Annotated in this window: 9 protein-coding genes; all 9 read left to right on the top strand. The window is 45.4% G+C overall.

What is annotated here, in order from left to right:
- Positions 1–16: 16 nt before the first annotated feature.
- The 9 genes from EGM68_RS11245 to EGM68_RS11290 all read left to right on the top strand — a co-directional run bounded on the left by EGM68_RS11245 (position 17) and on the right by EGM68_RS11290 (position 16,764).
- The gene (locus EGM68_RS11245) at positions 17–1,282 is read left to right on the top strand and encodes a TRAFAC clade GTPase domain-containing protein (RefSeq protein WP_129549176.1); all 1,266 of its coding nucleotides are present in this window, start codon (positions 17–19) and stop codon (positions 1,280–1,282) included.
- On the top strand, positions 1,279–4,308 hold the full coding sequence (locus EGM68_RS11250; protein WP_129549177.1) for a GAP1-N2 domain-containing protein: 3,030 nt from the start codon (positions 1,279–1,281) through the stop codon (positions 4,306–4,308). Before EGM68_RS11245 ends, EGM68_RS11250 begins: the two co-directional genes overlap by 4 nt.
- 210 nt (positions 4,309–4,518) lie before the next feature.
- Positions 4,519–4,986 carry a MarR family winged helix-turn-helix transcriptional regulator gene (locus EGM68_RS11255; RefSeq protein ID WP_013370938.1) on the top strand — a complete coding sequence of 156 codons (468 nt, stop codon included), beginning with the start codon at positions 4,519–4,521 and terminating at the stop codon, positions 4,984–4,986.
- 91 nt (positions 4,987–5,077) lie between these two features.
- On the top strand, positions 5,078–6,454 hold the full coding sequence (locus EGM68_RS11260; protein ID WP_013370939.1) for an MFS transporter: 1,377 nt from the start codon (positions 5,078–5,080) through the stop codon (positions 6,452–6,454).
- Positions 6,455–6,539: 85 nt separating this feature from the next.
- Positions 6,540–7,109: a hypothetical protein gene (locus tag EGM68_RS11265; RefSeq protein ID WP_129549178.1), complete on the top strand. Its 570-nt coding sequence runs from the start codon at positions 6,540–6,542 to the stop codon at positions 7,107–7,109.
- A 69-nt stretch (positions 7,110–7,178) separates the two neighbouring features.
- Entirely contained in the window at positions 7,179–7,328 is a 150-nt protein-coding gene (gene rpmG, locus EGM68_RS11270; protein WP_013370941.1) for a 50S ribosomal protein L33, read from the top strand.
- Positions 7,329–7,837: 509 nt separating this feature from the next.
- Positions 7,838–8,083 (top strand): type B 50S ribosomal protein L31, encoded by a 246-nt coding sequence (locus tag EGM68_RS11280; protein WP_013310118.1) that lies wholly within the window; start codon positions 7,838–7,840, stop codon positions 8,081–8,083.
- Between the two features lie 609 nt (positions 8,084–8,692).
- Positions 8,693–12,163: an Ig-like domain-containing protein gene (locus tag EGM68_RS11285; protein ID WP_129549179.1), complete on the top strand. Its 3,471-nt coding sequence runs from the start codon at positions 8,693–8,695 to the stop codon at positions 12,161–12,163.
- 26 nt (positions 12,164–12,189) lie between these two features.
- Entirely contained in the window at positions 12,190–16,764 is a 4,575-nt protein-coding gene (locus EGM68_RS11290) for an S-layer homology domain-containing protein (protein ID WP_129549180.1), read from the top strand.
- Positions 16,765–17,015 lie beyond the last annotated feature (251 nt).

Raw genomic sequence — 17,015 nt, forward strand, 5'->3', positions numbered from 1 at the left:
AAGGAGGCCACAACCGATGAGTTTTCTTAGCAATTTATTCAGAAGAAAGCCACAGGCCGAACCGCGGCCGTTATTCTATGATATTGTGTGCCCTTATTGCTTTAGTAAATTTTCCCCAGAGGAAGTGGTATTCCGTGCTTCCCATCACCGTGAAGATGATGAGGATTACGCTTTGGGTGAAGATGAACTGTTGAACAAATATCGGGAGCGTTTTGGCTTGGATAGTGTACATGATATGGAGGCAATTCTTCATCCCTATGATGTACCTGAGGAACATCGCTTGTATTCAGATCATGTGTTGACAGGTCTGACGGACCGTTACGGTGAGCTGACACGTCGCCGACTGTGCCCACACTGCCATAACGAGCTACCTGTGACCGCAGGCAAGGTGCCGAGTAATATCATTTCAATTATTGGAGCTTCGCAGGCGGGAAAATCTGTATTTATGACCTCTCTGATTCACACGCTGCAGCATGTGACCGCCGATCATTTTGACGCAGCTTGCATGCCGCTTAATGCAGAGATCAGCCGCAAGTTCCGCACGATGTATGAGGAACCACTGTTTGAACGAGGCGATCTGCTTACATCGACACAAAAAGAAAAGATGCAGGAGCCTTTTATTTTCCAGTTTGTATTTAAGGATGAGGAAAAGCCACCACTGACATTGGTATTTTTTGATGTAGCCGGTGAGGGGATGGTCGATCAGGACTATCTGGGACTTCATGGACAGCATATTAAAAATTCTGCGGGAATTCTTTTTATGGTCGATCCACTGCAAATCCGTTCTATCCGGGAACGTATTAAGATTAATCTTGGCGATAAGCCTGGTGAATGGGTCTCGCAATATGATGAACCGCGTGATGTCGTACTTACGATGTTCGGTGACTTTATCGCATACCAGGAAAAAGGCAAGACGGACATTCCGACCGCTGTGGTCCTGACCAAAAGCGACATGCTTACTGCGCTGGCAGATGAAGAAGGCACGTATATCAAGACAAACAGCAATATTTTTAACCCAATGGAACATCGCAAATACATGGATTTGGATGAGTTCGCGAACATTGATGGCGAAGTTCGGCGCTTTATCGAGAAGGTGGATAAGCCGTTCAAGGGCACAATGGATGTATATTTTACAGATACAGCCTATTTCGCAGTTTCTGCTCTAGGTAGCAATCCAGTGGACCAAAAGCTGCAAGGGTTGGTTAGTCCGATCCGTGTAGATGAGCCATTCATCTGGCTGCTCTATAAGTTGAAGTACATTGAGGGGAGAGAATCACAGTGAGTTTATCTACCTCTCATATGATACAGCAGCAAATGTATACACGGGAACGGCGCGGTATTTTCCGTTCTACGGAAGGCTTCGATACAGTAGCTAATTCCAAAGGGTTGGATGCTTCATTTATTAAAAAGGTGTTGCATCCTTTATGTGTGTATGATGCGCCTGCGGCTTTGACAGCGCGTGGCGAGAAGCAGGAGAGTGTCTATCCCGAAGCTTTACATCTGGTACGGACAGAGTCCGGGGATGTAGTGCTCGGACGCAGTATTTATAAAGCAGCGGATTTCACTGGGCTTCGGAGCGCCTTTTTTACGCATAACTATGTGATTCCGGCTGGACATGGTGAATCTCCGTCTGATTATAAGCAGTGGCTGAACACTTCGTTTGTCGATACCTATGATATTGAGCAGGGAACGGAATTACCGGAATTAGAGCGTCTACCAGGTGGTAGTGTATTTCCCGCTATTGACCCGTCTGCAGTACTGGCTCAATTGCAGCTGAGCGAAGAAGTGTTCAAGCAGCTTTTATACGCGGTCATGATGTCAGCTGCGGGTCGCAAGAAGGTATATGTAGCGCTGAATGTTCCAGCAGAAGCGGTTGCATCTTCAGCCAAACAGCTACTGGGTGTGTTGTATGCGGCACTGCCTTATGCATTTCGCAACAGACTCGGATTTCTTACATATGCGCAGGAACCGAACAGCAGAAAAGGCATTCACTTAATGTTTGTTGAGCCTTTCAGCTTGCGTCCCGGTGATCGGAATGTAGAAAAGGACTTTGTATTTGACCTCTCTAACAATAGTCGAATACTGAATGTGGATGCAGAGCAGGCGAAACAGCCGTATTTTGACTGGATTGTCCGTACGCTACTGAATGGCGAGGCTCCTGACGATTTTCTCAAATTTGCCGAGCAAATGCTGACAGGCATGGAGGCAGGGCGTGAACTAACGCCTTCCAGCTATCATGAGCTCATTACGCTGTACAGAATTGAGCAGGGCGAGCGGTCATTATACAACGAGCAGCGAATCACTGTGTTACGAAGCTTGACTGATTATTTATCGCCATCCGATGCGCTGCCACGTAAAATGCGGCTGAATGATCTGTTTCTGTCCTTTTTTGATCACGAGTTTGATCGGGTGAAGGATGGACACATTCCAGATGTAGGGCTGGTTGATTGCTTCAAGGACTATTATAAAGTTCATGCACGCAGTAGCGAAAATCGGCTGGTGGAGTATTTAATCCGTTCGCTAAACAACGCTTATACTGCCAGAAATACGGAAGCGGTCACGTATATTTATCATACGATTGAAGAGAATCCGTCATTAGGCAAGGTCTATTTTACGAAAGTACTGGGTAATCCGGCACTCACGAAAATGCTGTTCATTCCCTACATGGACAGTCAGATGAAAAGAACGCCTGATGTAAAGGGTCTATTGGCCGTGGTGCATGAATGGGGCAGTCGGTATATCGAAGTGTCAGCGAATGCCGATTTTCAGCTGTTGGCTGAATCTGCATTAATGGGCAAGCTGCGTGCCGAGAGAAAGCCGGTAGAGGCTGTGGCTGCCATTCACCAGCGCTTGCGTCAATGGGACAGTAGTTCTGCCGTGGGCACACTGTCCCCGCTGGAGCAATCCGGATTAACAGAGCGCTTACGGGAAGCATCGGATCGATATTTACTCACTGAAGTAGAGCTAAAAGAAATATCACCTGATCAGGTCGTACAGATTCCGTTTTTCACACGGCCCGATTTGGTGCAGTGGGTTGGAAAGTTGCCTGCTCCTCTCAAGGGACAAGCAGTGCGATTGATTGCGGCTTATGATTGGTTTAACACGGAGGACCCGGAACCATCGGTGCTAGACGGTCTGGAGCCAAGCGAAGTAGAAAAGGTGCAGGATTGGGCTTACGGTTGGCTGCCCCAGCAGCTTGCAGAAGGCAATTTTGCCCGTCTGTTGCCAGCTTTCTATCGTTCTGATGGTACTGGCGAAGGAATACTGGATTTTGCCCGCCTGGTCAGTTCGATCCGCAAATGGGCAAAGGATAACGATACGATGTACCGCTTTATCCGCTGGTCGGAGGAACACGCTGAGTTTGCTACTCCACGTGGTGGTTTTGAACCAGCCTACCGGCGTGCGTTGCTTTTATTCTTCCAAAAAGAAGGACGAGAGGGCCTGCATAAAAAGACGCTATGGCGTCAATATTTTGAACCAGCTAAGCCTGTTTTTAAAAATTTCTATCAGGCAGCAAAGCGTGAGACAGACACGCCTTTGGTCAAAACGCTTCGTCGTTTCCGTAAAGGCGGGGTGATTTCCGGGATCGTATTAATCGTTATTGCAGGAACATTAGGCGGTCTGAAAGCAACCGGGATCATTGGATCTGTTGACACACCAACGCCTGCCGCTGCTCCAAAGCCTGTACAACAGCCAGTAGAGCCTACAGTGCCGGTAAAAGAGGAGCCTGCTGCAATAGTGACACATGTACCTAACACCAAGTCCACTACGAAAATGGTCAAGCTGTTGTTTGCGTTTCAAACATCGGCAGAGCAGGCAGAATTTAAGCCTAAAAAACTCGTCATTGTCGGTGCGGATCAACAGGAGCACTCATACGAAAATTTTACGCTTACTGAACAGAACGATAAGAGGGCAGCCAGTAAAGCTAACAATGGTTCGTCCGGTGACGTTAACACTGAGGGCGCTACCACCAAAAGCAAGACAGGTGCCGGAGAATCCACAGGAAGTGGTTCTACAGATCTGAGCGGTACATCCAGCGGAAAAAGCGCTGATCAGACTGGAGCAGTGACAGACAACACAGCCGGAGGCGCGACTTCAAAGATATCAACTGAGGGTAGCGGTATAGCAACCGATCAAACCATCACCAGCACGTCCGATGATGGTACAGGGACAACGGAATATGATCTCGACAAGTATCCTTATCGTACGCTGTTGACTATTTGGCAACGGCTAGAGCTAAATGATGCTAGCACGGTTACTGTGGATGGAAAAGATTATCCGCTGGTTCAAGTGAAAGCTGCGAACTAAGCAACTATAGACAGTAAAAAGACGGGTTCTTTTTGGAACCTGTCTTTTTTTATGTATAAATTTATACATAAAATGTATTCGTGATTCTGAAACTGACTGTATTTAGTAGACGATCATTTTACGAAGGTATTGACACCAAATAGGCAGCTGATTAAAATTAGTTGGAATTCAAACTATTAAAATTCGATGGATAAGGAGGTTAGCGGTGAAATGGGAAGTGAGGTGTATCCCGTTTGTCTTCCTTGGGAAGAAGAGAGCACGATGTACTTAATTAAATGGATTTTCACCACCGTCCGGCGTGAGATTGAAACAGCACTGCGCCCTTTGGGGCTTACCTCCCCACAATCGCAGACGCTCTATATACTGGCGATGTCGCCTGGAGTCACCAATACGGAGTTGGAAAAGCTATTGCTTATTGATAAATCAAGTGTTACCAGCCTGGTAAACGGGATCGTTAAGAAAAACTGGGCAGTACGCCAAAGTCATCCGGAAGATGCACGAATGAAGCAAATCTATTTGACCGAGGAAGGCTTGGAGATTCACAAGGTAGCCGAACGTACCATTGAGCAAATTAAAAGCTCCGTAGGCAAAACGTTATCTGTCGGAGAGTCGGAGGCGCTGCGTGGTTTGCTCAAAAAAATTCTTCACGATTACCGTCCTGCGAATGCCTGCGTTTGAGCGGATAATTAGAAAAGTTTGCCCGGCTGAGGAAACTATGAGCTATAAAATGTCACCTAGATAAGATGTTTACAGGAGAGGGAGAAACCAAATGATAAAAGAACAAACTTATCCCAATGCGGATAAGCTTATGCGTGTTTTGGCCTTCACACTTGTTTTTTCAGTGATGAACGCTTTTATGTTTAATGTTGTTATGCCTGTGATTCGGGAGGAATTTCATATTAGTGCCTCCGATGTAAGCTGGCTACTGACGGGTTATATGATCGTGTATGCAGTTGGCTCGGTGACCTACGGCAAGCTTGCAGACAAGTATCGTCTCAAAGATTTGCTGACATTCGGGATTATATTTTTTGCACTAGGTTCGCTTATTGGACTGTTGGCCAATCAATTTTGGATGTTAATTGTAGCCCGTTTGCTTCAGGCCACGGGGGCTGCTGTTATTCCGGCAACCGCTATGATTGTTCCCGTTCGCTATTTCTCAGCTGAAAAAAGAGGGCGAGCTTTAGGCGTCACAGCAATCGGCTTAGCATTAGGTACTGCGCTGGCTCCCATTATTTCCGGTTTGATTACAGGCTTTGCGAGCTGGCGTTTTTTGTTCGTCATTTCCATGCTGCCACTGATCGCTTTGCCGTTCTTTCGCAAATACCTGGACGATCAGCGAGGAAAGGATCAGAAGTTCGATTTTCTTGGCGGATTATTGCTGGGTGGAACAGTGGCCTGCTTGTTGCTTTCCATTTCACAAGCCAATATGATGTTTTTTCTGATCGGTGTGGTTTTATTTGGACTGTTTATATGGCGCATTCATACTGCCCACGATCCGTTCATCCAGCCGAAGCTGTTCCGTAACAAGCAATATTCATATGGGCTTCTTATTGCTTTTTTAGGGACGGGGATTAGCTTTGGATTGCCGTACTTGGCACCACAGTTTTTGAATAGTCTCAACCAGCTTACACCAGCTACGATTGGACTGATTATGTTTCCCGCTGCTATTGCGTCAGCTCTTTTAGGAAAAAAAGGGGGGCGTTTGGCCGATAGCAAAGGAAATTCAGTTCTGGTGTATACAGCCGTATCGCTATTGTTTATCTGCTTTATCAGCTTGTCTACATTTGTAGGTGCATCCCCGTATCTGATTTTGTTTTTGCTTATTTTCGGGAATGTAGGTCAGACCTTTATGCAGATTGCCATGTCCAACACGATTTCTCGTACTTTGTCGAAAGATCAGATTGGTGTTGGAATGGGGCTGTTATCTTTGTTGAATTTCATTGCCGGAGCGATGACAACAAGTATTTTGGGTAAAACGTTAGATAGTTCGTCGTCCTTTCATTTGAATCCGGTTGTATCTAATGTCCAAGTGTTCAATTTCAGCAATATATTTACGGTGCTTGCGCTGATTGCGCTTGTGACGATGGGGCTTTACGCATTGCAGTTCCGGCGGGGTCCGCGCGGTAATACACCTGCTGTCGAATAAGGATAAACATTTTATGTAAGCTCATGCCATAACAAGGGTATAATATAGAAGGAGAAATTTTCTATGGAAGGACGGAGTGCCCAGCATGACAAGAAACCTTCAATATGTACCCTATGGTTATGAACCGCCAATCGAAACGCACAAAGGGACTATGGTCTACTATGATACGTTTGAGCAGACTACAGCTAGTGAGCTGGAGCTTTTTGCCGAAACGGGGGCTGCACTGTCTTTTACAAAGCTGGTGCTGTATCCGCTACATGAAGAAACGGTCAGAAGAATGTGGAAGCAGCCAGTATGCTCGTATTATAAGCGGGTCGACGAGCTGGGAGAGTGGCAGCGAGAGCAGGCTTTGAGTGCTGTTGTGATTGAGAACTGGGAAGGTAAGCGAAAAAAGTATACGCCAATTGAAGCAGCCATTCGTTTTTTGACGGAAAAGTATGCAACTCCGCTTTTTTTGTATATGAGTCCTGAAACTGCTAATTTGTGCGCTTCCTATGCATCCTTTGGAGAATGGATTAGAAACGTCAGGTTGCTGCTTTCGAGTGAGCCATTGGAACTTCATCCCAAGCTAGTACAGTACCGTAATCGCTGGAACACAGTAAAAGAAGCAACAAACCGCGACTCTAAGGTTGACAAAGAGGAGCATGAATTATAGAATAGAACTAATCGTAAAAATTACTATTGTAATTGTATACCATGTATTCCAATTGAGGAGGAAGAATAAATGCGCGTTATTGTTACCTTGGCATGCACCGAATCCGGTGATCGCAACTATACAACAACCAAGAACAAAAGAAATCATCCGGAGCGTATTGAAATGAGAAAATACTCTCCGCGTTTGAAAAAGTACACGATTCATCGTGAAACTAGATAATTTGTGGTTTGCTGCATAGCAACCTGAATGATCTCTTCCTGAGCGAAGCCTGTAAGTTTGCAAAAAGCCTGCGTTATGGAACCGGCGAAAACTTGAATTAGTCCAGTGGACAGAGCGTCCAAAGTTAAAGCTAGCACCTAAGAGAACGGCTTCTTTTCATGGTTGTATGATGGATGCTGAGCTACAGTGGCACGCTTTGCCTTTTGAATCGAAAGCACGTGGTCACCGAGTTTTCCTATGCTGATGTCAGCATACGGGACGAGCCGGAGGACCATTCACAATATGCTTATATAACGATGAAGGCTGACGAAAGATACGGAGCGTTCGTGTAATGGGCGATGCAATATATAGGGCATCGTTTGCTTGTCGTTTACGACCTTGAGCACAACCGTTATGATCTGTCGTCTTTTTTTCTGAGACATAACCGTTCCTTTTGCCAACTGATGGAGCATTGCGTCAGTACGTTTGAAGATTGAAACTAAAACTACATGAAAGATTAGGTGAAACAAATGAAAAAAGATATTCATCCAACATTGAACAAAGTTATCTTTTTGGACCCTAGCTGTGGATTCACTTTCCTGAGTGCTTCTACTAAATATTCGCAAGAAACGATGGAATGGGAAGATGGCAACACTTACCCAGTTATCCGTGTAGATACTAGCTCCGCTTCACATCCGTTCTTCACTGGTAAACAAAGAAACGTGGATATTGGTGGACGTGTGGATCGCTTTAACAAAAAATACAACCTTAAGTAAGACTCGTGGAGAGCTATGTTTACGGATTATACCAATAATTCGTAAGCATAGCTTTTTTATTATCTACGATTACTTGATACAGCCAAAGCCCAATAAGAACACGAAAGCAGCAGCTTCTCCGGAACGATCCGTGAAGTTGCTGCTTTTTTATGCTTAATGAAGCTGTACAATAGTCGACAATGCTAATCTTGGCAAACTGATCATTTTAAAACGTAACTCCATACTTCGCATGAGGCTGTCTTAACTTAAAAATAATCGCAGGTTTCTAGCCTGCGATTATTTTTTTATAGAACAAGTATTATGGTTAAGGGAAGATCTGGATAAATCACTCGCGGAAATGAGTTATTTGAAGAATATAGTTGGGGACTTAGTGCAACCAGCATCAATTATATAAGATTTTGTTCAGAATTGGTTCAGAGCTTTCGTATATATTAATCGAAACGACATAAATCACTTATTTTCGACAAATATATGAATAAAAAAATAATATAAACGCATTATTTATCGATAAATTCAGTGAATAGGCTTTATTAACTTTGAATTAGGTAGAAACATTTCGAAGATTGAATAGGGTCGTTTTACTTAAAAGTAAATTAGGAGGTACAACCATTGAAGGTTTATTCACTTAAGTGGGCAGCCGCTCTTGTTGCTCTTCAGGCGACGTTTGGTACTTCTGCTCACGCTGCAACGCCTGCCAATAATTCGTTTTCAGATATATCCTATGTGACGAATGATAAAATGGTGGCCATCCAAGAAGCTGTACGTCAGGGGCTTTTATCGGGAGATCCTCAAGGAACTTTTCGCCCTGCAGCAACATTAACTCGCCAGGAGCTCGCAGTATTATTGGTCAGAGCTTTAAAATTGGACCCTATTTCAAGTTCTTCTACTTTTAAAGATGTGCAAAGCAAACAATTTGCTGCGCCATATATAGAAGCCGCACAAAAAGCCGGGCTTCTATCGGGGGATGGATTAGGAAACTTCCGTCCGAACGATTCTGTTACGCGTGAAGAGCTGGCAGCTGTGTTTGTTCGTGCAGTCGGAGGGGTTAATGCAGAGGGCGGATCAAGCATTTTGCCTAAAGATCAGTCCTCGGTAAGCCAATGGGCGGCTGGAGCGGTAGATAAGGCACTTCGTTTGGGTTTAATTGACATTCATGACAGCAAGCTCAATCCCACAGGTGAAGTAAAAAGGGAGGATATTGCTCCTTTCCTGCTGGATATTTTCAAAACTCAAGAGCAAACGGCTACGATCAATAGCGTTGATGGAGATATTGTAACAATTGATAATGTTCCCTATTTAATAGAAGGAAAGTTGAAAGAGTTGATCGGAAACTCCAATAAAGATGCGTTAAAGGGAGCTATATTAAAGTTTAATTCGCGCAATCGTAATGTGGACGGGCTACAACAATTGGAGATCGTGCAAAAAGATGTTGTGTTAAACACCAATGGTCTACCGGAAAGCAGCCTGCTTCGAATTTCGGGTGATGGTGTTCAGATTAAAGGGGATACCAAAGGAATAATTGAGCTTAAAAACGGTGTCTCTAATATCCAGCTGAATGGCAACGTAAACCATCTTACTGTGAATTCCGGCAGTGATGTTTCTATTAAAGGAACAGGGACAATTGGGGAGCTAAAAGTTGCCAACGCAAACGCTAAAGTGACATTGAACCCGAATTTTAAAGTTGAAACGATTAAGCTCCCTAAAGATATTTCTGTTTCACAAGTTATCCAAAATTACAACGAAGTACAAAAGCAGATTGGACAAATTCAGTCCGCTGACGGGACGGTTCAAAAAACGACTACAGTTACATCGAGTAGCGTGACATTTTCATCTGGAGGTGGAACTTCAACAAATTCAGTGACTAACCATGCGCCAGGCGTTACTACCGGGTTTACAGATATTACGTTAAGTACAGCAGATGAGCCTAAAAAGATTAATCTGGAAAATAGCTTTACCGATGTTGACGGAGACACTCTGACTTACACAGCGGAATCTTCGGTCACGAACGTAGCGACGGTATCGGTGAATGGAAGTCAGCTGACTCTCACACCAGTGAGCGCAGGAACAACCAAGATCACGGTTACGGCGAACGACGGCAAGGGCGGGACCATAAATAGCCAGTTCAACGTGACGATCACGCCGGTGATCTCGGAAGCTGTGAACCATGCACCGACGGTGGAAACGTCGATCAGCAATGCAACGGCAGGAGTTGCAGACGGCATCAAGACGGTGAGTCTTGCAGGTGTGTTTGCAGATGAAGACAGCGATGTGCTGACATGCACGGCAACCTCGACGAATGCAGGCGTGGCGACAGTAGTGGTAAACGGAAGCGACTTGAAAATTACGCCAGTGAACGCGGGTGCGGCCACGATTACGGTAACGGCAGATGACGGCAATGGCGGTACGGTGGATACGCAGTTCAACGTGACGATCACGCCGATGATCCCGGAAGCCGTGAATCATGCACCGATAGTAGAAACGTCGATCAGCAATGTGACGATTGGAGTCGCAGATGGCATCAAGACGGTGAGCCTTGCAGGTGTGTTCGCAGATGAAGACAGCGACGCACTGACATACACGGCAACCTCGACAGATACGGGCGTGGTGATAGTAGCGGTAAACGGAAGTGACCTGAAAATTAAACCAGTGAACGCGGGTACGACCACGATTACGGTAACGGCAAATGACGGTAAAGGCGGCACGGTGGATACACAGTTCAACGTGAGAATCACGCCAGTGATCCCCGAAGCTCTAAACCATGCGCCGACGGTGAACACGTCGATCAGCAATGTGACGACAGGAGCCGCAGACGGCATCAAGACGGTGAGTCTTGCAGGTGTGTTCGCAGATGAAGATAGCGACGCACTGACCTTTACCGCAACCTCGACAGATACGGGCGTGGTGACAGTAGCGGTAAACGGAAGCGACCTGAAAATAACGCCAGTGAATGCGGTTACAGCCACGATTACGGTAACAGCAAATGACGGTAAAGGCGGCACGGTGGATACACAGTTCAACGTGACAATCACGCCAGTGATCCCGGAAGCTGTGAACCATGCACCGACGGTGGAAACGTCGATCAGCAACGTGACGACAGGAGTTGCAGACGGCATCAAGACGGTGAGTCTTGCAGGTGTGTTTGCAGATGAAGACAGCGATGTGCTGACATACACGGCAACCTCGACGAATGCAGGCGTGGCGACAGTAGCGGTAAACGGAAGCGACCTAAAAATAACGCCAGTGAACGCGGGTACTGTCACGATTACGGTAACGGCGAATGACGGTAAAGGCGGCACGGTTGATACGAATTTCACTCTAACGGTGACTCCTTTACCTGCGGTTAATCACGCTCCTGTTGTTCAAAGCACGATAAATGATGTTTCTACAGAAGCAGGTGCTATGGACACAACTATTGGACTTGCTTCAACTTTTGCAGATGAAGATTTGGACTTGCTAACGTATTCCGCTGGTTCATCGGACCCTGGAGTAGCAACGGTTACCGTTACAAGTGACCAACTGAGTATTACTCCACTTGTAGTCGGGAGTACTACAGTCACAGTCACCGCAGATGATGGGAAGGGGGGGACCGTTCAAACGACCTTCCAAGTCACTGTTGTAGAAAAAAGAGGACTTTTCTTCTCTGAGTTGGCATGGGGGGAGGGCGACTCTATGATGCAGATTATTGAGCTTTATAATGCGGGTTTTGAGGAATTGGATGCTTCGAAAATTAGAATTGAACGCAGTGATAGTGGAAATTCGATCGAAATAAGTCAAAACGCTGGTGCTTCTATTTCAGGGGGAGCTACTTTTGTGATAGGAGAAACTATGTATTTTGGTGATGCGCATGTAGATTACTTCATGGATATGGGATTTTATAACGACGATTCAGCACCTGTCACTTTATCGCTCTATTACGATAATCAGTTGATTGATACGGCCGTGTTTCAGCCTCATACCACTATAGCTAGACAATCCGATGTTACCCATGGAAATGCAGGCCACTACGAGGCGAGTGAATGGTTTGATGAAGGTATCGATTATACGGATAATATCGGTATCTTTAACAGTGAGGCACCGTAATGAATAAAAAGAATAGAGGGAACATCATGAGTTCTAAGCCCAATAAATGGCTGATTACATTAGCCTTGGCTGCACTTGTTGCTCCAACGGCTTTGCAGACGATTGCATCTGCTGCCAGTGATGCGTCAAACGGAGTAGCTCTGGCGAGCCTGCCTTTTAAAGACATCAATAATATTGCTTCAGAGCAAAAGACAAGCATCCTGCAAGCCATTGAAGCCGGGCTTCTGCATGGCGACCCGTCCGGATCCTATCGGCCAACGGATTTGTTGACCCGTCAAGAAATGGCGGCTCTGTTAACTCAAGCTCTTCAACTCTCTATTTCTAAAGCAGCAAGTAGCAGCTTCTCGGATGTAGACTCGAAAAATTGGTCCAGTCCCTATATTGAGGCTGTACATCGTGCAGGACTCATGAATGGAGACGACGGCTCCAAATTCAGGCCCAAAGCGGCAGTAACCAGAGAGGAGGCTGCGGTTCTGCTTATGCGGGCTTCCGGGCTTCCTATTACAGCTAACGCCACGGAGTCTGCTAAACTTACTGATTGGAATCGGGTCAGCCCGTGGGCACGGCCATACGTTAATACGGCTTTACAGTCGGGCTCCATGAAGACGGATCAGTCCGGTTTCAAACCTAAATCGTCCGTTCAGCGTCAAGATATAGCCCAGTATATGATGTCTACCTTTTTCCCCAAGGACCATGTAGTCCAACTCCAAAAAGTAGAGGATGGAAAGGCCTGGATTAACGGGATTGAATATAAACTCTCGGATTCAGTTAAAGGAATCCTGCAAACCTCTAACCAGGAGATTCTTAAGGGAGCAGATATTCAATTTGTAGCATCACAGCGGACCATTGAATCAATCACCAAACTGGTCATCCATGCGAGTGGGCAAGCCCCGATAGGGCAAGCTTCCGAATTCAGCGGCAATCTTGTATTAGATGGTCATAACTCCTCGATTGACGGCGATTTAACTATTGACGGCGACTACATTTCGGTTATGAATTTGAATGTCAAAAATAGTTTTACAGTTACGTCAAGCCTTGAACATGATTTCTATGCCTCTAAATTTACGGTACAAGAAAAAACATATATTCAGGGCGGTGACCAAAACACCGTATTGTTTAACACATCTGAGCTGCAGGATGTCGAGGTATCCAAACAGGATGTCCGCGTAGTCATTCAAGGAAATTCAAGGGTAGATCAAATGACATTGACTTCCAATGCAACGATTGAAAATGATTCATCCTCAATGATACAGCAGTTAAAAGTTCTTACCGGTGCCCAGCAGGTAGAGTTGCAGGGGACTATTCAGCAATTGTCGGTCAACAGTGACCAGCCCGTAGCTCTGACAGGGCAGGCTTCCATTAATACATTGGTTGTGAACAATTCCTCTCCGGTCAGTTTGGAGGTAGCTGGAACCGTTTCAAATTTACAAGTAAATAACTCTGGAGCAAATATTAGTGTAAGCTCCTCCAGCCAAGTCACGAATACTTCATTTGCAGCAGGTGTGTCCTCTTCGACAGTATCAGGAGTCACTGCAACTTCTTCCAGCAGCTCTTCTAGTAGCTCGCGTTCTACGGTTGTGGCCAATACAGCACCGAAGTTAGTGACCAAATATGAAGATCAAGCCATAACGGTGGGCGATTCTGAACTTCGAATTGACTTGCTTGGGCATTTTACGGATGAGGAGCAGTCTGAGCTCAAATATACGGCTGTGTCGTCTAGTACAAAAATCAGTACAGTCAGAGTAGAGGGAACCAACCTGTCTATCAAGGCTGTTGGCAAAGGGACTGCGACTATTACGATCGCTGCAGATGACCAGGCCGGGAAAAAAGCGGGCACGAGTTTCAAGGTCCGTGTCAATGAATCTCCTGTTTCATTGGGTATCCCCGATCAAAGCGAACAGTTGGGAAGCGGCGACGTAATCTTATCATTAGGATCGTTTTTTACGGATTCTGAAAATGATCTCATGACCTATGAGGTAGCGATCGATGATCCTTCCATCGCTACCTTTACCCTGACGGGTGATCAATTGGTATTAACTCCGGCAGTTGTAGGACATGCCCAAGTTACTGTCAAGGCGTCCGATGGTCGGGGAGGCAGCACAAACCAGTCGTTTCAATTAGTGGTAAGTGCGGGACCTAATCAAAATCCGGTTGTAATTCAGAAGCCAGGCAACCAAACGCTCACTGTGGGGGATACGGACTACATCCTGGATTTATCCCCGGTGTTCCTTGATTCGAACAGTAACCCACTGACCATCTCGGCAGAATCCTCGGATTCTTCCATTGCGACGGTTTCCGTTAACGGAAACCAAACTACGGTTCACGCGGTTTCCTCAGGAACAGCAAGCATCCAGCTAAAAGCGGCTAATGGCCTTGGAGGCGAGGTTAAGACCAATTTTGATATTACCGTTAATGAACCTCCGGCATCCATGGGAATTCCGGGTCAAACGAAACAAATCAATTCAGGTGACATTCAATTATCTTTAAATGACTTCTTTACCGACCATGAGCAGGATTCGTTGTCATACAGCATTGATATTTCCGATTCTTCGGTTGCAACTGCAGTGCTCAATGGGGACACGCTTACCATTACACCGTTAAAGATTGGCAGCACATCAGTATCCGTTAAGGCATCCGATGGCCATGGAGGCAGCACAAGCCGGTCGCTTCAAATGGAAGTAACCGCTGTACCTAACCAAAATCCGGTTGTAGATCAGCAGCCGGGTAATCAGACACTGATTTTAGGTAATTCAGATTATACCCTGGATTTTTCTTCGGTATTCCACGATCCTGATGGCGACTCTGTGGACGTTTCTGCAGAATCTTCGGATTCGTTAGTCGCTGCTATATCCGTTAACGGAAACATAGCCACAGTCCATGCAGTTTCCCCAGGAACAGCAACGATTACGCTTAAAGCAGAAGATGGCCGTGGGGGCGAAGTCGCTACTAATTTTGATGTTAGCGTCAATGAATCCCCGATTTCCACAGGGATTCCGGATCAGATGAAAGAAATAAATACAGGCGATATTCAATTGTCCTTAAATGATTTCTTTTCCAGTCCTGATAGCTATGTTTTAACTTACGATGTTCATAGCGTTTCTGACCCGACTGTTGTGACGGCTGCCGTTTATGGGGATATACTCACTCTTACACCATTAACGATCGGTAGCACATTAGTATCGATCAAAGCAACAGATGGCCAGGGAGGGGAAGTAATCGAAACTTTCAAAACCACCGTCACAGCTGGACCTCCACAGAATCAGAATCCAGTAGAAACTAAACCTGCCGACCAGTCGCTTACTGTAGGTGATGCGGTTTACTCACTCGGTTTAGATTCCGTTTTTACAGATCCTGATGGAGATACGTTGACCTTTAAGGCAACCTCTTCCGTTCCGTCTGTTGCTTCGGCGGAAATCACTGGAGACCAATTGAAAATTCAGGCACTAAGTGCAGGGACGACAAGCATAGAAATCAAGGCTACGGATGGTCGCGGAGGGGAAACTTCAACTACCTTCCAGGTCAATGTCCAGTCATCCGGTTCGTCTAACCCATCTTCAAATCAACGCCCTCAAGTAGAAGCTGCCATTTATGAACAAGTGTTGACTGCAGGAGTTACCAATGCAAGAAGCTACGACCTATCCCAATTGTTCAGTGATGCTGACGGGGATGCCCTGACGTTTACTTCTACTGTTGAATCAAGCGGTGTGGCAAATGCAGAGGTTAACGGATCAACGCTGACTCTTACTCCGGGTAATCAGGCAGGAAGTACCAAGGTAACGATTACTGCGGATGACGGGCATGGTGGAACAGCCACCTATAATTTTCAGGTAACAAATGCTCCTCTAACGACGAACGGAATTGTTCAAATCCGAACCAAGCAAGGGGTCAAAGATCCGATTACTTATGACATGTCAACAGTTTTTCCGGGTGAAACTTCATTTAAAGTCTATTCGGGTACAGCAGATTCTACCTTTACTGGACCAATCCCTCTTAACGGGACAGTGTGGACATGGAATGGGGATATTTCTCAATACTACTGGGTAATCGGGGCGAACGGATCTGCCACTGTATTCCAAGTGATAGCAAATCCTCAAGGGCCAGAGGATCTATATTTTTCCCAGTATCTATCCTTGGATAAAACCCGCACTGCTATTGAGTTGTTTTACAATCCAGTAGGGGATACTTCTAAACCTATAGAAAATGTAGGATACTCACTTGAGATTCATCAATACAATTTAGCTACAAATACTCCTAAAGTGTGGAGCCAGCCTATTAATTCGTTTTGGAAAGGCATGCCTTATATATATATCGATTCCATTTTTTATGACTTTTTCGACATTGTTCCTGCAGCCTACTATAATGAAGAAATAATGTTATCAGAATCAGATAAAAATGTAACGACAGGCTATGTCCTGAAAAAGAACGGTGTAACGATCGATGTCTTAGGTGATCCTGACGGTAAAACGCAATTTATGCCGAATAATGGGACTATTATCCGAAAATCGGGGATAAAGTCCGGTTCCTCCTCTTATAACCTTCCAGGAGAGTGGAACTCTTATCCAAATGGAACGCTCCAATATTTTGGCCATCATACTCCATAACAGTTTGTTGAATTAACGGGAAGCCGGCGATAAAATCGCCGGCTTTTTTTTATATTTTTCAGATTTAAGTCCTCTTGATTTGTGGTTGCTTAAAAGCCAGCCGAATTGCACAACCTTCATCGGTTTTGGGGTTTGTTTTGATTTTAAATTAAACTCGAATTATTTTAGAAAATAACACTTGCTATATAATTTGATTATGTGGTATATTCTTATTCCGGCCAATTAAACAAGGTATTTTGCCGGTCAGCTAA

It is taken from the genome of Paenibacillus sp. M-152 (assembly GCF_003856555.1).
GTDB classification, from domain to species: Bacteria; Bacillota; Bacilli; order Paenibacillales; family Paenibacillaceae; genus Paenibacillus; species Paenibacillus polymyxa_C.